At 64.1% G+C, this 18,929-nt stretch carries 15 protein-coding genes and 1 pseudogene; 2 read left to right on the top strand and 14 right to left on the bottom strand.

The genetic code is table 11. The features are described 5' to 3' along the window. Window positions 1-81: 81 nt before the first annotated feature. From AC2FAN_RS03105 to AC2FAN_RS03070, 8 genes and pseudogenes are all read right to left on the bottom strand, one after another. Entirely contained in the window at window positions 82-789 is a 708-nt protein-coding gene (locus AC2FAN_RS03105; protein ID WP_485172677.1) for a GntR family transcriptional regulator, read from the bottom strand. Window positions 790-905: 116 nt separating this feature from the next. Further along, a complete protein-coding gene (locus AC2FAN_RS03100) occupies window positions 906-1,442 on the bottom strand; it encodes a chromate transporter (protein WP_485172676.1) in 537 nt (178 codons plus the stop codon). Window positions 1,443-1,449: 7 nt separating this feature from the next. Further along, window positions 1,450-2,013: a chromate transporter gene (locus AC2FAN_RS03095; RefSeq protein ID WP_265052925.1), complete on the bottom strand. Its 564-nt coding sequence runs from the start codon at window positions 2,011-2,013 to the stop codon at window positions 1,450-1,452. A gap of 327 nt (window positions 2,014-2,340) precedes the next feature. Continuing rightward, window positions 2,341-3,147: pseudogene (locus AC2FAN_RS03090) on the bottom strand (endonuclease/exonuclease/phosphatase family protein); the annotation flags it as partial. An 89-nt stretch (window positions 3,148-3,236) separates the two neighbouring features. Further along, window positions 3,237-4,682 (bottom strand): phospholipase D-like domain-containing protein, encoded by a 1,446-nt coding sequence (locus tag AC2FAN_RS03085; protein WP_485172675.1) that lies wholly within the window; start codon window positions 4,680-4,682, stop codon window positions 3,237-3,239. Window positions 4,683-4,730: 48 nt separating this feature from the next. Further along, on the bottom strand, window positions 4,731-5,990 hold the full coding sequence (locus AC2FAN_RS03080) for an MFS transporter (protein ID WP_485172674.1): 1,260 nt from the start codon (window positions 5,988-5,990) through the stop codon (window positions 4,731-4,733). Beyond that, a complete protein-coding gene (locus AC2FAN_RS03075; RefSeq protein WP_265052928.1) occupies window positions 5,987-6,364 on the bottom strand; it encodes a hypothetical protein in 378 nt (125 codons plus the stop codon). Before AC2FAN_RS03075 ends, AC2FAN_RS03080 begins: the two co-directional genes overlap by 4 nt. 15 nt (window positions 6,365-6,379) lie before the next feature. After that, on the bottom strand, window positions 6,380-8,650 hold the full coding sequence (locus AC2FAN_RS03070; protein WP_485172673.1) for a TonB-dependent receptor: 2,271 nt from the start codon (window positions 8,648-8,650) through the stop codon (window positions 6,380-6,382). A 255-nt stretch (window positions 8,651-8,905) separates the two neighbouring features. Between AC2FAN_RS03070 and AC2FAN_RS03065 the strand changes: the two genes are divergently transcribed. Beyond that, complete coding sequence (locus AC2FAN_RS03065; protein ID WP_485172672.1) at window positions 8,906-9,934, top strand: helix-turn-helix domain-containing protein; 1,029 nt, start codon at window positions 8,906-8,908, stop codon at window positions 9,932-9,934. 331 nt (window positions 9,935-10,265) lie between these two features. On the opposite strand, the gene AC2FAN_RS03060 is transcribed toward AC2FAN_RS03065, so the two are convergent. The 6 genes from AC2FAN_RS03060 to AC2FAN_RS03035 form a co-directional block, all read right to left on the bottom strand. Continuing rightward, window positions 10,266-12,275: a TniQ family protein gene (locus AC2FAN_RS03060; protein WP_485172671.1), complete on the bottom strand. Its 2,010-nt coding sequence runs from the start codon at window positions 12,273-12,275 to the stop codon at window positions 10,266-10,268. After that, on the bottom strand, window positions 12,272-13,216 hold the full coding sequence (locus AC2FAN_RS03055; RefSeq protein WP_485172670.1) for a TniB family NTP-binding protein: 945 nt from the start codon (window positions 13,214-13,216) through the stop codon (window positions 12,272-12,274). The genes AC2FAN_RS03060 and AC2FAN_RS03055 overlap by 4 nt, the downstream gene beginning before the upstream one ends. Window positions 13,217-13,227: 11 nt before the next feature. Further along, window positions 13,228-13,389 carry a hypothetical protein gene (locus AC2FAN_RS03050; protein ID WP_485172669.1) on the bottom strand — a complete coding sequence of 54 codons (162 nt, stop codon included), beginning with the start codon at window positions 13,387-13,389 and terminating at the stop codon, window positions 13,228-13,230. Then, window positions 13,386-14,645: a transposase family protein gene (locus AC2FAN_RS03045; RefSeq protein WP_485172668.1), complete on the bottom strand. Its 1,260-nt coding sequence runs from the start codon at window positions 14,643-14,645 to the stop codon at window positions 13,386-13,388. Before AC2FAN_RS03045 ends, AC2FAN_RS03050 begins: the two co-directional genes overlap by 4 nt. A gap of 321 nt (window positions 14,646-14,966) precedes the next feature. Continuing rightward, window positions 14,967-16,418 carry a DUF1254 domain-containing protein gene (locus AC2FAN_RS03040; RefSeq protein WP_485172667.1) on the bottom strand — a complete coding sequence of 484 codons (1,452 nt, stop codon included), beginning with the start codon at window positions 16,416-16,418 and terminating at the stop codon, window positions 14,967-14,969. A 178-nt stretch (window positions 16,419-16,596) separates the two neighbouring features. Continuing rightward, window positions 16,597-17,352, bottom strand: coding sequence for a hypothetical protein (locus AC2FAN_RS03035; RefSeq protein WP_485172666.1), 756 nt, complete (start codon window positions 17,350-17,352; stop codon window positions 16,597-16,599). Window positions 17,353-17,580: 228 nt separating this feature from the next. On the opposite strand from AC2FAN_RS03035, the gene AC2FAN_RS03030 reads away from it, so the two are divergent. Then, window positions 17,581-18,621 (top strand): helix-turn-helix domain-containing protein, encoded by a 1,041-nt coding sequence (locus tag AC2FAN_RS03030; RefSeq protein ID WP_485172665.1) that lies wholly within the window; start codon window positions 17,581-17,583, stop codon window positions 18,619-18,621. Window positions 18,622-18,929 lie beyond the last annotated feature (308 nt).

The raw sequence follows: 18,929 nt of genomic DNA, 5'->3' as shown, positions 1-18,929 counted from the left end.
GCCGACCAGACGGCTCCGTCTCTCCTCGAAATCTCTATCGCACATTGCATATTATTTGTCGACAAGATTGGACCTGGATTTTCAGAGGGCGATCTCCAGCCGCTCGTCACCGATCATGAGCTTCTGGATTTGCTGGACGATCTGGTCGGCGTGAGCCTTGCCGAGGCGCTCGGCCGCCACGGTGTCGCGCGCCAGGATCGCGGCGATCATCGCCTCATGCTCGTCGACGAATTGCTGCGGGAGCCGGTCGTCATAGGATTGGTAGTAGAGCCGCAGGAACCGCCGCCCTTCGTCGAGCAGGCGGCTGAAGAGGCTGTTGAAATAACTGTTGCGGCCGGCATCGGCGATCGCCGAATGGAAGGCTGCGTTCGTGGCGATCATCGCCAGCGCGTCCTGCGCCTTCACGGCCGCGGCGAACTCCGCCTGCCTCACCCGGATCGCGTCCAGATCCTCCGGGCGATGGTTCTGGGCGGCGAGCTGCGTCGTCACCCGGTACATCAGCATCAGCGCGTCGAAGAAGGGCGACAGGTTCAGGAAGTCGAGGTTCGACACCATCGTCGAGCGATTGGGCAGGGTGACGATCAGCCCTTCGCTCGCGAGCCGCACCAGCGCCTCGCGGATGGGGGTGCGCGACATCTTGAAACGCTCGGCGAGCTGCACCTCGTCGATCGGACTGCCCGGCGGCAGCACCAGATCGAGGATTTCATCGCGCAGCAGGTCGTAGACGAGCTTCACCCCGGAGCCGCGCTTGCGTTCCGTCACAGCGCCGGTGACCGTCATCGTCTTCATCGCACACCTCTTGTCGACAACAGGGATACTGAAGCGGCAGGAGGCGGGCAAATTTTCCGAAGCGCCGGAGGCGATGGTCGTGAGCCTGCCGGCCGGGTGCTCGGATCAAGGCCTGCTCAGATCAAGGCCAGCATATGCAGCCCGATGAAGCTGCCGGCGCCACCGGCGATCAGCAGCAAAGGGTTGACCGGTGTCAGCATCAGCAGCGCGGTCGAGACGAGTGCGATGCCGCGCCCGATCCAGCCGCTGTCGAGCGACTGGATGAGGACGTAGCTGGCGGCGAGGATCGTGCCGGCCGCGACGGGGCGCAGCCCCTTTTCCAATGCACGCAGCAGCCGGGCGCCTTCATAGCGCGACCAGATATGGGCGACGCCGTAGATCAGGAAGGCCGTCGGACCGAAGATGCCGACCGTCGCGGCGAGCGCACCCCAGAAGCCGGCGATCTGCCAGCCGATCAGCGTCGCCAGCAGCGAGCCCGGCCCTGGCGCAAGCCGCGCGATCGCGAAGGCGTCGACGAATTGCGAGGCGCTCATCCAGTGATGCACGTCGACGATCTGGCGATGCATGTCGGCGATGGCGCTCTGGCCGCCGCCGATCGTCACCAGTGAGAGCGGCAGGAAGACCAGCAGGATGCTGAGCGGCAAGGTCGGCATCCGGCGCTCAGCTCCCGTAATACGTCACGGCGACGCTGAGCGAGCCGGCGCCGAGCACGGTCCAGAGCAGCGGCCATTGCAGGACGGCGACGGCCACGAAGGTCGCGGCCATGATCGCGAGCGGGAAGGCTCGGCGCGGCACGCGCCGCGCCGCAGTCAGCCCCATGGCCAGCGAGAGCCCGATCGCCGCCGAGGCTGCGCCGTCCAGCGCGACATGGGTGAGGTCGTAGCCACCGAGCGCGGAGAAGACGGCGCCGATCAGCACGATGACGAAGGCGGCGGGCACGACGATGCCGAGCCAGCAGGCGATCGCCCCGTTGCGCCCACCGAGCTTGTAGCCGATCCAGATCGCCATGTTGGTGACGTTGACGCCGGGCAGGGCCTGCGCGATCGAGAGGCCGTTGAGGAAATCCTCCTCGCTCATCAGCCGGCGCCGCTGCACGAATTCCCGCAGCAGCCAGCCGCTGAGGCCGCCGCCAAAGCTGGTCAGCCCGATCCGCGCGAAGATCAGGAAGAGTTGCGGCGCGCTCGGGCGCTCGGCCAAGGCATCCGGCATATGATTCCAAGCCATCTGGCAGCTACGACGCCAGAAAGCAGGCTTTGTCGGATGTGGCCAGCGTCGCAATGCATGTGCGCCATGACGCGACGCCCGGAGGCTGCTGAGAAGGCCTTAGCGAGGCGGAGTATCCGGCCGCCGCAATGTCCGCTTCACGGCGCGCCTCAACCGCGCGCCGGCTTTGCGAACGAGCTCCCGGTTGCTGCGCTCGCTGCCATCCGGAAGGCCGGGGATCAGCAGGGGAGCATCGGGGGTATGCCGTGCCTCGCCGTTGCGGAAACCGATGCTGCTGCCGGCATGCTCTACCCCCACAGTTTCGAATTCCGTGCCGGATATGGAAAGCCCGGCAAGGGCGGGATCGACGAAGGCCTTGATCGGCAGGTGGTCGGAAGCGATGCGGGCGAGCGGCGTGTCGTGGACGGCGACGTCCGAGAGGATTTCGGGGCGGTTGGCGATGATCCGGTCGAGAGCCAGCAGCGGCATGCCCGATGGAAAGCTCGGCACCGGCATCGGCAGCGTGCCGAAGGCCGGGCCGAATTCCTTCAGGGCCGAGCGCTCGCCGAGCCGCCATTCGTTGAGGTCGCCGAGCAGCAGCGTGGGGCGCTCGTCGCGGCTTCTCATGATCTCGATGAGCATGCGCGCCTGCTGGGAGCGCGAGCGGCGCAGCAGGCCGAGATGGGCGGCGACGATCCGCAGCTCGGTGCCGCTCTCCAGGTCGATGTCGACGACGAGCGCGCCGCGCGGCTCGAGGCCGGGCAGCGCGACCTGGTGGACGTCGCGTATCAGCCCCTGCCGGAACAGCACGACATTGCCGTGCCAGCCATGCGCCGCCGCATTGGCGCTTTCGATCGGGACCGGGACGAGGCCCGTCTCCTCCTTGAGCCGGGCGAGATCGAGCAGGCCGTGGCGGGCGCCGAAGCGCTTGTCGGCCTCCTGCAGCGCAATGACGTCGGGCGCGATCTCGCGGATCACCTGCGCGATCCGGCCGGGATCGAAACGGCCGTCGACGCCGACGCATTTATGGACGTTGTAGGACGCGACCAACGTGCCAGCCGGCCGTTCGCCAGGCCCGGTCGCATCGGGCCGGCTCTTCCGCTGGCGGAGCGAGGCGATGATGCTGGCGCGCAGGCTCGGGCTCTTCTTCTGCATCGCTCTGCCGGTTGAGGCTCCGGACCCATTCGAATCGAACGGGGTCGAAGCCTGGGTATCCATCGCGTCAGGGATGTGACCGTGGCGGCTCAAAGGTAGGGAGAGCCGAGCCAGATCAGCCTGTCCATCAGACGCATGACATAGGGCCGGGCGCGCAGGGCGGCAAGCTCGACCGGCGTCGCCTCCGCCATCACCGCCTCGATGCGGCTGTCGATCGCGCCGGCGAAATCATGGTCGAGCACCTCGATGTCGATCTCGAAGTTCAGCCTGAGCGAGCGGGGATCGAGGTTGGAAGAGCCGACATAGGCCCAGCTGCCGTCGATGACGAAGAGCTTGGAGTGGTCGAACGCCCCGGTCGAGCGCCAGATCCGGCAGTAGCTCTTGAGGATCTGGTCGAACTGCGCGGTCATGGCCCGGTCGACCAGCACCAGATTGTTGACGGAGGGAACGACGATGTCGATGTCCACGCCGCGTCTCGCCGCGGTGACGATCGCGCTGATCAGCTCTTGGTCCGGCAGGAAATAGGGCGACATGATCCGGACCGAGCGGCGCGCCACCGACAGCGCCCCCATCAACAGCTTGTGATTGGTCTCCAGATAGGAGTCCGGGCCCGATGGCACGGCCCGCATCAGCACGGAGGTTTCGCCCGCAGCCGCAGGCGTAATGTCCCAGGCCGGGCCTTCCAGGATTTCGCCGGCGGCAAAGGACCAGTCTTCCGCAGCGATGGCGAAGAGATTGGCGACGACGGGACCGGTCAGCCTGAAATGCGTGTCGTGGGCGTAGGCATCGCCGGCGAATTCGCGGGTGAAGCCCTGGCGGATGTTCATCCCGCCCATGAAGGCGGTGGCGCCGTCGACGACGATGATCTTCCGGTGCGTCCGCAGATTGGCGTAGGGCAGCCGCAGACCCATGATGATGTTGCCGTTGAACACGTCGACCGCGACGCCGCCCTCGCGCAGATGCCCGGCGATGCTCGGCACCGAATAGCGCGCGCCGACCGCATCGATCAGCACCCGCACCGCGACGCCGCGCCGATGGGCGGCGATCAGCGCGTCGGCGATGCGCAGGCCGATCGGGTCGCGGTCGAAGATGTAGCTTTCGAGGATGATGCTGCGCCCTGCACCCTCGATGGCCGCGAGCATCGCTCCATAGGCCTCGTCGCCGGTGCGCAGCGTTTCGATGCTGTTGCCAGTCGTCAGCGGGTGGCGGGCAACACGATCGCCCAATGTCCTGAGGGCGGTGAAGCGTCGGCCGAACCGCGTCGCGATGTCGTCGTCGCTGGCGTGGAAATGGGTCGCGGCCGTGCCGTGGCCGGGGCGCTGCGCCAGGATCGTGGCGCGGCGGATGCGGTTCACGCCGGCGATGGCATAGATCAGCGGCCCGATGATCGGCGACAGGATGATGACGCCGACCCATCCGATCGCTGCGCGCACCTCGTCCTTCGTCATCACGGCATGCGCGCTGGCGATGCTCGCCATCACGATCGAGATGACGCCGAGGATATGCGGCCAATAGGCTTGGAGAATCCCCCACATGCCAACGAGGCTAGCGTGCCGAGAGGCTCTCCGCCATGGCCTGTCGCCTCAGGCGGTTTCTGCGGCCGGGCGCATGATCCTGGCCTGCGCCAGCATCCTGATCGTCGCGATCACGGCAATGGCCGAGATCGCGGTTGCGAGCCCGAACAGGAAGCCGTAGCCCATCACATCGGCGAGCTTGCCGGCCAGCATCGAGCCGGCGAGATAGACCAGCAATTGGGCGCAGGCGAGGATGGTGAAATCGGTGCCGGGCTGTTCCGAGGTCGTCACCGCCATGAACAGCGAATAGAGCGCGACGATCTCCATGTAGCGGATCAGCGTCTGGAAGCCGGCGGCGCCGAAAAGCGGCCATACCCCGACGACGGCGCCGAGCGCATGGGCGGTGAACAGCGCGAAGCACAGCGTCCGCAGGCCGCCGAGCAGGGCGAGCACGAAGGAAAGGCCCTGCCGCTTCACCATCCAGGCGGCAATCGCCGAGCCGGCGAGCCCCGCCGTGGTGGCCGACAGACCGGAGAGATAGCCGATCTGGTCGAGCGGAATGCCCGCATCGACGAGATAGGCGCCCTCCATCGCCTTCACCAAGCCTTCGCTGGCCCGATAGGTCAGGGCGATCCAGAGGATCTGCCGCGCTTCCGGCCGCTTCAGGAAGGCGCGGATCGAGGGACGGGGCGCGGTCGTGGCGCCCGGCACCGGATCGTCCTCCCGCATCATCGCCGCCGCGACCAGCGGCAGCAGGGAGATCGCGGCGATGGTCACCAGCATCCCCGTCCAGCCGATATGATGGTAGAGCACGAGGCCGAGTGTGCCGCCGAAGACGACGCCGAAGGCGACCGAGCCGCCCTGGATGGCGTTGCCGATGGCGCGGTCCGCTTCCGGCAGGTATTTCGCGGCATAACCGTCGGTCGCGATGTCCTGCGTCGAGATCAGCAGCGAGGCGACGAAGCCGATCGCGATGATGGCGTTGACCTGCGTCGGCCCGACCGTGATCAGCGCGAGGATGGCGAGGATCGTCAGGCTCTGGGTGATGAAGACCCAGCCGGCGCGATGCGCCCGCGCGAAGGGGCGGATGCGGTCGACCCAGGGCGCCCAGAGGAACTTGATCACCAGCGGCAGCAGCAGGATGCTCATCGCGCCGATCGCGGTGCGCGAGACGCCGAGCTCGCGCATGATCGGCGGCAGTGCCGCGACGAAGAGATAGGACGGGATCGCCTGCGCGAGATAGAGCCCGCCCAGCACGGCGAAGAGCCGGTAACGCTGCATTGGCGCGGCCGTGGCCTGCACCCGAACCGGCTCCGTCGCGCTGCTCATGACCTCGTTCCGCTGTAATGGCCGAGCAGGAAGGCGCGGCCGGCCGCCTCTTCGCGCTCGGCGACGATCGGGAAGGGCCAGAGCCGGCGGAACACCTCGGCCGTCTTCTCGCTGGCGTCGGGGCGTACGATGGCGCAGGCGCGGCAGAAGCGCGAGACCCGCTCCCGCGTCGCCTTGAACCAGAGCGCCTGCTCACGCTCGCCGGCTTGCGAGAGCGCCCGCCCGCCGCCGAAGATCGTCAGCAGCGTATAGGGCTCCTCCCGCTCTCCGATGCGGTGGAGCGCGTCGAGATAGGCGCGCTCGTCCGCCGGCTGGTAGGGCGGCATGAAGCGCAGCGTCACCACGGCATCGGCGTCGATATCGAGGCTGACCATGCTGTCGCGCCGCCCTCAGAAGGTCTTGCGGAAGCCGACGGTGACGGTCCGGCCCCAGCTGTAGTTCGCGAGATTGCGCACCGAGGTCGCGGTCGGGTTCTGGTAGTTGCGGTCAAACAGGTTGTTGACGGCGACATAGGCCTCGCCATCCCAGACCGGCGCGGTCAGCGCGGCGTTCATCGTGGCGGCGCCCTTCAGCTTGTATCGCGTGCCGCGCAGGTCGATCGCGACGTCGCGGTCGGAGAAGGCTTCGCCCTCGACGCGCAGCTGCATGCCGTTCACGAAGCGGTAGCTGCCATAGAGCATGCCGCGCCAGGGCGAGCCGATGCGGTTGTTGGGCAGGTTGCTGTCGAGCTTGCCGTCGGCATTGGTATCGTAGCGGCCCTCGCGATAGGACAGCACGGTACCCATGGTGAAGGCCTCGGTGACCGTGACGTCGCCGGTCGCCTCGACGCCCCAGATCCGCTCCTTCTGCTGCGACATGGTGTTGGAGACGGGGTCGAAGGTGACGCCTTCGTCGGAGGTGCTGATATAGCCGGTCAGCGAGCCCTTGAAGCGGTCATAGCTGCCGCGGATGCCGAGCTCGTAGTTGTTCACGATCTGCGCTTGGGGCGCGATCGAGGAATAGCTGATGGTCTGCCGGTTGGCCGGCAGGCAGTTCGGCAGCTGTACGGGGCATGCATATTGCGTCGAGATGCCGGCGCGGCGCGTGAAGGCGCCGATATCGGGCAGCGCGAAGCCCTGCGAGAAGCCGCCGAAGATCTCGCTGGTTTCGTTGAGCTTGATCGTCGCGCCGATATTGGCTGTGAGCGCCGAATAGTCGAAATCGCCGCCGAGGACGCGCAGGGCCGGCAGCACGAAGGACTGGTAGCCCAGCGCATTGTTCGCGGCGACGGCGGCATAGGCGGCCGGGCGGGTATAGTCGCTGACCGAGAGCGAGAAGTGCTCGTAGCGCAGGCCGCCGCGCAGCACGACACGGTCGCCGATCGGGATCTGGAGCTGGCCGAAGCCGGCGGCCGTCGTCTGCTGCAGCGGCGTGAAGACGTCCTGCCCGCTGGTCAGGGTCTGCCAGGTTTTCTCCTGGATGAGATCGCCGCCCCAGGTCAGCTTGGCGCCGGGCAGCAAGCGATCCAGCGAGGTGTCGATGGTGACGTTGACGCCGCCGCGCTGCGAATAGAGCGTCGTCTGGTTGTCCCGGCTCGTCGGCGAGAGCGGGTTGAAGGAATAGTAGACCTGCGAATTGTAAGGGTAGGAGAAGGTCGAGTAATTGAAGCGCTTCTTTATGTCGTTGTAGTAGCCGAGGACGCTGAGCTTGCCGAGCGCGAAATCGGCGTCGCTGTAGCGCAGCGAGATCGACTTGGTGTCTTCCAGAACGCTCTGGCCGTTATAGAGCTGGGTCCGGTCCGGCCGTGCGAACGGGGCCGCGTAGTTCGTCAGGTATTTCGGGTCCTGGTCGAAGCCGATCCAGGAAGCATTGAGCTCGATGCGCTTGCCCCCGGCGAAGTCGTAGCCGAGCTTGGCGAGCAGATTGCCGGCCTTGTAGCGGTCGCCGCCACCCTGTCCGAGCAGCCCGTCCGAGGGCAGTTCCCGACCGGCGCCGTCATAGGTGCGCCCGGCGCCGCGGATCTGCCCGGAGAACAAGTAGTCGATCCCATCAGGCACCTTGCCGGAGACCGTCACCGAAGCCTCAGGCGCCAGCGAGCGGCCGACGTTCTGGGTGAAGGCACGGATGGCCGTGTTGACCGTCACGCGCGGCTTTCCCTCGGCGGCCTTCTTCGTGATGAAGTTGACCGTGCCGCCCGTCGCGCCCGCGCCGTAGAGACTGGAGGCGCCAGCGACCACCTCGATGCGGTCCACGGTGTTGAGATCGATCAGCGACAGGATGCGCGAGACGTCGCGCAGCGGCGTGTTCATCGGTACGCCGTCGATCATCACCAGCAGATCGCGGCCGCGATAGTTCTCCGAGGCGCTGGAGACCGTCTGCGTCGACATCGAATAGCCCGGAACCAGCTTGCCCAGCACCGTGGCGGCGTTGGGGCTGAACTTGAGCTGTTCCTCGATCTCGCCACGCCCAATCACCTGGATCGACTGCGGTATCTCGGCCGTGCTGCGCTCGGCCCGCGCGGCAGTGACGGTGATGGTGTCGAGGTCGATCACGTTCGCCTGAGGCGCGGCCGCGGCAGGCGTGGCGGGGCGCGACGCGGACTGCGGCGAAACCTGCGCCACCGCCATGGAAGAGGCGAAGAGGGCAATGAAGCTTGTGGCGAGGCTGAGCGATCGTGTCATGGTTCTACCTGGCGGTGCCGGCTGCACCTCTGCCCATGTCTTGAGCAGAGGCGTCGAAGCCGTTCGAAGAGCATTTACTTGGAGTGTCTCAGAATTCGCTTTTTAGAATTATAGTAAAGTAGGGCTGTTCCATTGCGAGAAGGGATTCGCAAAGTCTCGTGATCTGTTTCAGTTGTTGCTGTATCGATATTGCTGAGGTCTAAGCTTGGACTTCTGCGAACGCGCCATAGGACTGAGACGAATCCGGTGTCGAAAATGGGAGATGTGACCGCGCTGCCACGCTCCGGGCCGGAGGAGTCGCCGGAAACGGCGAGTTTCGTGCCGTTCTGGCTGATCTCGGCCGATGTCGGGCGCGACGAGGCGAGCACGCTTTCGCGGCGCATCCTCGGCCGCAATGCGGCCCGCGAGGCCACGGCTCCCGACCTGACCTTGCTCTTCGATGCGCGCTGTGTGCTGACCACGCGCCCCGATATCGGCTTGCGCTCCTGCTTCGCCCCGGCCTCGCACTGGATCTGGTCGTCGCCGGGGCGGGGCGGGGAGGGCCCGCGCCATATTCTCGTGCGGCCGGCCGAAGGACGCGTGGTCATCCGCCAGGGCGAGAGGCGGATCGCGCTGCGGCCGCGCGAGGCGGCGGCGCTTGCCTTGGACAGCCCGGCCGAGTTCGTGCTGGCCCAGCCCGGTCGCATCGATGTGATCGAACTCGACGCAGGCTTGCTGCCGCTTCTCGGCGAGGAGCCGGCAGCGCTGATGCGCGTCATCCCGCGCTCCAATCCGGGGCTGCAGGCGCTGGCGCATTACGGCGCCTTGCTGCTGCGCGGCCTGCTGCCGCTGAACTCGGCCGAGCTTCAGGCGCTGGCCAAGGCCCATGTCCATGCTCTGGTCGGGGCCGCGCTGTCCGACCTGGAATCCTCCGCGCCGGTCGCCGCGACGGACCGGCGGGCCGGTCGCCTCGCCGCGATCAAGGCCGATATCGAGGCCAGGCTCGATCGGCGCGATCTCGGCGTCGACATGATCGCGACCCTGCACGGCGTCAGCGCGCGAGTCGTCCAGAAGCTGTTCGAAGGCGCGGGCAGGACCTTTTCGGACTATGTGCTGGAGCGCCGGCTCGACCGCGCCTGGCACCGCCTCGTCACCGCCGATGGGGCGGGGCTGACCATCAGTGCCGTCGCCTACGAGGTCGGCTTCGGCGATCTCTCCTATTTCAATCGCTGCTTCCGCAAGCGTTTCGGCCGCCAGCCCTCACAGGTCCGGGCGCAGGCCGTGAACGGAGAGGTGGAGGCCTGATCCGCGTCACCATCTGGCAGGGTGTGCGAAACGCATAGTTTGTCGGCAGGGGCCTTTGTAAGTATCTGATATTGTTGATGTCTAATTTCGACGCTGCAGAAGGTCTGTCGGCATTTGAAGTCATAGTCTGTCGGCATTCTGGCTACGAAATGCAGCCCCAGGCCGGCAAAACCGGCTTGAAACAGGACGAAAAACATCGCGCGGACGCACAACGCAATCGGCCCCGAGCAGGGAGTTGCTCGGGGCCGATTACGGTTTCGCCAGTGGAAGAATTTTTAGATCTGCGATTGAGCGCGCCGCGTTCCGGGCGGGCTATCGGCGTTGAGCAAGATTAGATCGACCGCCGCAAACTCATGGGTGGGGGCGGGGGGTGCCGCGTAGCGCCCCGACGCATTCTAACCCGAGGGCTCACCCGAACCCTGTTCTCCGGTCGCCGAGATCGCCAAATTCCTCTTGCGCTGAGCGGAAGGCTCGCCGTCGTTTGGCAGCGAGGTTCCGAGCCACGCCCTGGTACGCGGCGTCCGTGGGAGGATTTCGGGCCTCCCGATGTTCTCCATGACGGACGGAAATACGCGCGCGATATGCTTGCGCTCGTACAGCCGGAGGGGACGAGTCCAAGGTCCAGGGCATGGATCCCGGCCGCGTCCAGCGCCGACTTGATGTGCCGAGGGTTCATCGAGAGCTGCTTGCTTGCATCGGAGAGGGAGGCATATTTGTTTCGGAACCTGATGACTTCCTCGAAGGTGATGTGCGGCGTCGCTGGGCGATTGCCTGGCTGGGTGATCGGCAGCAGTTCGATCAGACCCGCCCTGACGAGCCGGTGAAACGCACCCCCGCCCACGCCCATCATATGGAAAGCCTGATGGAAGGTTAGGTTTCCGGGCGCAGGGCCGAAGGCCTTCTTGCGAACCTCGCTGGCGTCGATGAGGAGTCCGTCGAAACCATGGACGCCTTCGATGCGGCGCAACCAGGACAGTTCCTCATTCAGAATGAGGTTGATCACAACGTCGACGGTGCATGGAACATTCGCTGGCGAGATTGCAATGGGAAGCGCGCCCTGAGGTGCTTCTTGCACGATCTCGGCGCAAGCAGACAGTCGTCCCAGGAACGCATCGACGTCCTCGCGCGCGAAACGCAGAATGCCGAGGCGATCGCCGTTGGGGGTTAGGATCGGCTTGATGAAGCCTTTTCTGACCAGGGTTTGCGCGGTCATCGGCTTGCATCCGGCATAGTTGGGAAGGTCTCGCACTAGCAGGGCTGATGCGAGCCTGCGGAATTCGTCAGCGAAGTCGGCCGCCTTGAACGTCAGTTCGCCGTCAGCCTTTTCCTGTTCCACTTCGGCTTCGGGCAGCCTGGCGAGCACGATGCGGCGAATGAATTTGGGAAAAATCCCGAATTCTTCGGCGGCCGTCACGACAGAGTGAATCTCTCGGGCGGGAAGCGGCTTCCCAAACATCCTAGCATTCCGGTGGAAGGCGACGGTGTCCACGAAATGATGCGTCAAGATATCTCGAAAGGGATCGTAGACGGGGTCGCTGGCTTTAGCGCTGCAAAGCCACAGGTGCAGCGAGCCATGAGTCGGCACTTGATGATCCCTCAGGAATGCCGCGATAGCGTCAGCGCCACCGGATATGATCTCAAATCCTTTGCCGCCGGCCTCCCACCAGTGGTCATCGGTCAGCAGGTCGCGGTTATGTTCGCCACCGAATACAGCCGTTGCACCGATTGCGTTGCAGCTTGCGACCGCTGCTCGCACAGGAAGAGCATCAAGCCAGTTTGGCTCTTGGGACACTCCGTTCACCCGCGAGCGGACGTAGGTTTCCAAACCCGAAGGAGCGCGTCTCAGCGATGGAACGATCAACCCGTTCCTCTGCGCGAGGACGCGTGCAACGAAATCCCATCTCAACTGCCGGGCGGTTTTTGGCAACGTGACGATGGGGGCGTTGTGGACTTCGCAGGTGTGCAGGCACGAGATTCTCCACTCGCCGCGAAAGCAGATGCAGGCGCCGCTAGGGTCGGCCGCATGATCATCAAGGAGGCACTGGATGCATGCCCGCGAACCTTCGGCGTCACGGTCCTTGGTGCCGAAGGCGTGGCCGCGGAAATGCGCGAATGGGTGCTCGGCTCGCCATGTAGCTTGCATGAGCATTCCTGGATCGACACCGGTGAGCTCGGACAGACGCTCCAGGCTCTGGGTGGTGCCGCGGGTCAGCTCCACTTGCCCGAGTTGGAAATCCCTGCAGAAACTGCTGAGCGTTACGCTGTTCACGATGGCAAGGCGCGAGGCAAAGCTGGCCGGCGTTTCGGCGGGGATGAAGGGAGTGGTGGGAAAGAGTCTCATCGCAATTTCCTCGCGTTCCTGAGTTCGAGGGCGTGGCTTGCTGCCTCCGCCTCGGCCTGGGTTTTCTTGAGCACCAGGGTGCAGTCGAGCGCCTCCCAACGGATTGCGATGAAGGGGTTCACACTGTCGGCGCATCCGGTGCGAGCCTGGTAGGCGCGGGCGAAGTGCTGGATATTTAGCTGCTGTGCGTTCGCCGCGATTGCATTGCCGATAGCTTCGTGGGTCAGCTGCAATGTCGTGCCGAGCTCAAGCATTCCGGCATGAATAAGCCTGGGAACGACCTCGCTCTTGATGTTTGTCGCGAAGCTGAGGCCGGTAACGGACGCGATGTCCTGGAGCGCTGCGAACACCATTGCGATGTCGCCAGGCAGGCTCAGAGACCGCAGGTGGATGAACTGGCTGCGCCTGCGCACTTCGCCTTTGGTGTCGGCGCGAGTCTGCCCATCGTCGTCTGTCTCCGCCAAGCCTTCAAAGAAGCTGGCGATCTGCGGCAAGCCAGACAGGACCAGCACGACCGGCCAGGCATCCGAGGCCATGAAGGTCTTGAACACCTTGCGGATCTCGCGGACGTCACGCTCGCTGGCGTTCTCCAAGACGTTGTGCACCTCGTCGAGGTGCAGGGCGAGGATGCCTCTCTGCTGCAACCGCTCGCGCACCATGGAGAAGATGTAGGCTTGGGTTCGGCTCGCGGACATGGGGTAGCCAAGGGCGCGCAGGATTTCGAGGCCGAGGGCTTTCGGCGTGCACGGGGAGGGGGTTCCGATCGTGATCGCAGGGCATTGCGAGTGCGGGATGCCGTAGCCGGTGAAGCCCGGATGGTTGGCGAACATCCGGGAGAGGAGCGAGCTCTTGCCGGCGCCCGTCCGGCCCGTGACGACGAGCGCGCGGGTTTCCATCCGGTTGCCGGGGCCGAGCGGGCGCGTGGGATCGACGCGCGTCACGAGATCGCGAATTAGGAAGGTGAAGCGGCGTTGGCTACGCCATCGCGATCATGCGTTCGCAGGACGCGTGACTTGACGCGCTCCATCAGCGCGATCTGGTCGCGCTCCTCTTGTGGGAGCGCGGTCAGGAAGTTCTGCAGAACCTGGGTCGAGCGATCGGCCGGGAGCGTCATGGCGTACCCTCCTTGCGATCGCCCATCTGCCAGGAGGCGGCCTCGTCGGGTGACTCGTCAGTCGGCTGGGTCTCCACCGGGCCTGCTGTCATGTCGGCGGCACCGGAGACCGGGATGACGTCGTCGAGCAGATCGTAGTTGGGATCGTTGACGGGGGTGTCCTCGTCCCAGGACGGCAGCCGGAAGGACAAGCCCATATGCCTGATGGCGCGCTCCACTTCGGCAGGCGTCTCCAGCTCCTCGGAGATGCCGGCCTCGCGCTGGTATTCGCGGGCCAGCGCTTCGTTGTCACGCAGTGCGTCGAGAACGATCTGACGCGACAGCTCCGCCTCTTTCTTGAAGCGTGCGCGCAGTGCGGTAGCGGTGTCGATCCAGGCGCGCAGCGAAACGCCTCTCAGGTCCCGCTTGACGTTGGGGACGTTGAACCACTCGTTGCCGAACTGGAGCGAGATGCAGCCGATATCTGCCGGGTCGAGCTTGACGCGGACCTCGCTTTCGCCGACCTGCAAGAACCGCCTATGGATGTCCTTGCTTGCAAAACGCAAACCGAGGAGCTCGACGCCGGACTTGTCGAGCGTGGCAATGTGTTCGATCCCGAAAATGTGGCGCTGCATGTTTGTGTCCGGCAACGGGATCCTCCCAGTGAGCTTCACCAGGCGGTTCCAGGCATTGAGCGGGGTTTCGCCGCCGAGCCCTTGGTGTGGACGGTTGTGGTAGTCGTCGACGACATGGCGTACGAGCATCCGCGCCAGCACGTCCAAGGGGATGTTCGCCTTTCTTTCGGACGGGTAGTCGCCGCGCTCGACGACGTTCGAGAAGGTGCGTCCGGCAAAGTGGCCCATGAAGCGCCGCTCTACGGTGAGGAAGATGCGCTCGCCGGCTCCGCGGAACCAGGGCATCCCTTTCGGCGTATGGGAGGGGCTCCCGCCAGTCCCGGTCACAGCCCGGGTCGTTTCAAAAGCCGCGAATTCGCTACCGCGGTCGTAGGCGAGGGTGCCGATTCCAGTGGCCATCGACCAATCAGAAACCGCGCCAGTGCCTTCAAGGAGACGGGTTTTGTCGGCGAAGATCATGCGAATGGTGGCGATCGCCTCGTCGGAATTGATCTGGTCGACGAGGCGCATGGCCAGAACGATGCGCGATGCCCGATCAAGCGCCAATATAAGCCAAGGGCGAGCAGTCTCGACTTTTTGCCTGGTCACGACATCGAGCTGTTTCCATAACCGAGCCTTGATGAGCAGAGTTTGCAGGCTCACGCGCCATCCATCGATCTCGATGCGCTCACCGATGCGCGTGGTCTCGGATCAATCAAACCTAGGACTCTCCCTCAGGCCGGAGGAGAAATGGGTCTCAGGTCACAGCGAGAGTTTTGGGCATTATGATCTCCTGTTTGAAAGTGTAAGAGCCACAGCTATTGAGCGAAAATGGCAAGCCGATCATATTGGAGACCCAGTTTCGGGTCGCCATGGCGATAATTCCGATTGAATATTATGCCAAATCTGCAGACGGCACGGACGATGACCGCATTATCGCAATGAACTTGCGACTAAGGGGCGCGCAAATCCTTTCGTCTACTATCAGACCCGCTTCACGCCCGGTGGCTGCCATGTTCCTGCGCCCGCCGGCAGGATCGACAGCTGTGTTGGCTTCGGCCAATAGAGGCGCATCACGAGATAGATCTTGTCATCCGGCGCCGGAAGCCAGTTTGCTTCCTTGTCCGCACCGGGGCTGTCCTTTTGGATGTACAGAGTCAGCGAGCCATCCGCGTCCTTTTTCATGCCCGACAACATCGGAGAGTTGATGAGGTAGCGATTGATCGGGTTCTTCACCAGGAACTGGCTCTTGCCGTCGTACATCGTAACCGACCAGAACGCATTCACTGGCGGCAACTGGCCGGGTGCGAAGGTGATGGTGTATTTGTACTTGCTGCCGTCGAGCGCCTCACCGGTCGCGTCGGTGCGGGTATAGGGGTACATGGCTTCTACAGCGTCATTGCCGAGGAGACCGCCCTTTGCAGACCCGGCCCGCATCACCCAATCGCTGTTATAGAAGGCCTCGTCGCCGAAGAACGAGCCAATGTTCCAGCCGTTGATGTTCTTGTTTCCACCGGCCAGCCATTTGTCGACCTTGCCGTTGCCTTGCTTCATGGCCACCAGGATTTCGGCCTTGTGCTCGAACGACAGATCCTTGAACGCAAAGGTCTTGGCGGGGCCGATGCCTATCTTCGCAAGCTTCGCGCGAACCGCCTTGTCCCTTGCCGTCTCGGGGACAAATTGCAGGGCCGCGTCGAGATACTCGAAGAAGTTATGCCTGATCCCGGCCGTGCTGGCGGGAACGAAATCAATCTTCGGCGCGGCGGGCGGGGCGGGCTGCTTGAGGAAAGCGGAAAGCGGCTGCCCCTTGTAGCCGGCCTGGATCTTCTCGACATTCGGCATGTCGCCGGGATTGAACAGTTGAGTGCGAAAAATCGCGAGCGGGAACGGCGTTGTCGATGAGAAGACCCGCTTGATCCCAGCGGGCGTTCCACCTTTCCAGTCCGGCCCGACGACCAGATAGTCGCCCGGCTCGGTCCCCGTGGCGCGCGTGCCGATATAGCCAAAATTGTAAGTGTTGCCGTCGATGAGCTGGACCGAATAATAGCGGTCCTTTTCGATCGCGGGCACCGAGATGACCATGGGTTCAGCACGCAAATCCAGCCAGATAAACGAGTAAGGCGTATCGCTATTGGGCGTGATGATTGCCGTGTCCGCCGGGGTGGCGACATGGTTCAGGTTTTTGATTTCGTTGAATGGGGCCTTGAACTGTCCCGAGTTCCTATCGACGGCGAACTCCTGCATCACTGCATAATACATCACCAGCGGCAGGCCGTAGATGAAGCCTTCCTCGGCGATGTCCTTGGCCTCGAACAGGCTGGGCCATTCGACACTGTTCTGCTCAATGACCGGAGGGGAGACGATGTCGGCCTTTGCCATCGTGGCGGTGAGCGCCGCCAGCGCAGCAGAGCCAAGCAGATCGCGTTTCGTGATCATTTGAACACTTCCTTCGGGTTCACAACTCGTGGCTGAGCGCGCGTAGGTAGCAAGATGAAGTTACGCGACGTCTGCGATTATTGACAATGCAGGAACGGCCTATTCACAGCCGCTTGTATGTCGGCGTTTGGCGCGGTCACGCCCCCCGAGAGGCACCCATGAGCGGCTCGTTCGCCCATCATTTCGGGAACAGGAACTGGAGCTGGGCCCTCAGCTGCCAATCGGCGGCGCCGCTGGGCTTTGCGACATTATAGTAGGCTGCCAGCTGCGCATTGACGGGCTGATGGCCGATGTTGAACACGCGCCCAAAACCGCCTCCGATCGGCACCGTCCAGCGGTCGCCCTGGCCGGCTTCCCAGTTGGCGGTGATGACGGGGGAGGATGTCAGATACCAGCCGCCGTGGAAATTGTAGTTCACAAACGGCTGCAGCGTCATTGCGTTGACTGTGCTGCGGGTACTCTTGCCCGCGAAGGACCAGACGTTGTTGACGAGGACGCCGACAACCCAGGGCCCTTCGATTGCCAGGGCTACGAAGGCCGGCCCCGCCGAGTACTTGCCGGACGTGAGGCTCTTGTCGGTGCCGGTGGGGAGTACGACGGTCGGCCCGATGCCCCAGATGATGCCGTGAGTTGGCTGCTTCGGCGAGAAGAAGAAGCTGGGGTTGATGTCGCCCAGGCCGAACTCGCGGTCGCCATTCACCGTCAGGGCCGGTTGCGAGATCACAGGCGTGATCCAGCGCGTGATCAGGTTCCAATCCTTGTTTAGCGTGATCGGAATCACCGGCTGGATGTTGAGGACATTCTGCAGCTGTTTGTCCGGACCGACATTGAAGTTGAAGTTGTTCTGGAACGGCACGCTGATCATGTCGGCAACGGGGTTCTGCGCCGCCTTGGCCAGATCGCCGGGGCTGCCCGTTGAATCTTCCGCCAGCACCACTCCCGAACATGACAAGGTTGCGGAGAATGCCAGTTTAGCTAGCCTGATCAATTTCCTCCCGCTCACGGACGCAGGCTCCTTCAGCCATACCAAAGCTAATGCCAACGGCGAAAAATGGGGTTTTCCGTTTGCCGGGAGCACTTATACTGTGTGACAAAGCACCAATCAGATCTTGAGACCACTCATTTTGCGCCAACCTTGCAAGCATTCCGGAGCGTCCCGCGCGTGGCTGAGATCCCAGTCATCTCGAGCCACATCCTGCACGGCCTGCCGGCATTCCTGCGTCATGCAATCGGGGAAAGCGCGCTCCTACGGGCAAACCGCGCAGCAGGCTTCGATCTGGAGCTGACCGAAGGCCGCAATTGTTTCATCCCGCATGCCGCAGTCCTCGGCTTCGTGAATGCTGCGGCAAGGGCGGCCGGCGAGCCCAATCTCGGGCTTCTGATCGCGCCGATGATGAGCGCAGGCAATTACGGCAGCTTCGGGCGCTACGTTCTGGGGGGCGATACCCTCGGCCAATCCATCCAGCGGGCCATTGTGGCGCTGCCTTATCACAGCACCCATGACAGGATGTCCGTCGCCATCGTCGGCGACGAGGCACGCTATAGCTACGTCTTTGCCTTGGCTGGCCACGCGGGCTACGACATGATCGCCGGAGCGGCTGCCGGCGTTCTGCTCAGCGTCCTCAGGGCTTATTTGCCTTTTGACTGGCGGCCACTGCGCGTCGAGCTCAATATCAGCAGGCCGCGCCAGATCGGGCTGTTCGAAGATCTCTTCCAGTGCCCCGTCCTGTTCAACGCGCCCGCCGTGACGATCGTCATGGAACGCCACCTCTTGTCGGCTGCTCCTAACCGTGGGGCATGGCCGATCGTCACCATCGAGGACGTGGCCCGAGATCGGCTTGGCGGCGCTCCACGCGATCTGCTCGACGTCGTCATGGAGCAGGTCCGGGCTCAGGTTCTCACCGGCAGCGTGTCCATCGATCGCGTCGCGCGACCGATGGCTACCAGCGTCCGAACGCTGCAACGTGAGCTAAGTCAGGCTGGCACTGATTTTCGCAGCCTGGCGAATGCGGCACGGTTGCAGCGGGCCACCGAGTTGCTCAGGCACACGAATGGCTCGATCACCCGTGTTGCGGCAGAGATGGGATATTCCTCGCCAGCCAATTTCGCGCGTGCCTTCCGAAAGGTGACGGGCAGCGGACCACGGGAGTTTCGTGCCAACATCCACCATGAGGGCGCGCCAGACGGTGCCGGTTCCCGCTAAAATGGGCGCGGCCGGGGAAGAGGTCAAATCCGGCCCTGATGCGGCAGCGCAACTGACGTCTGCTTTTGGCCGGAGAACCAAGTTCCGCTTATGGCGAATCCCGCCCGGACAGCGTCCGGCGCTTTTGGCCCCTAGCTGACCTTTGGAAGGTCCGCTTTCCGGAACTCAATTTGGCGAACGGCTGCCCCCCTAGCGGCCGCTGGCAAAGGCAGCTTGCGTGTAGTGTGGCAACAGCTGCCTCGGCCAAACCATCCACCTTTTTAACTGCACGATTTAGGTGGCTCTTGGCGAGGGCTTACGCTTCCGGT

The organism is Allobosea sp. RIT-PG3_2 (assembly GCF_057321085.1).
This window is presented reverse-complemented; position numbering and strand designations above follow the sequence as displayed.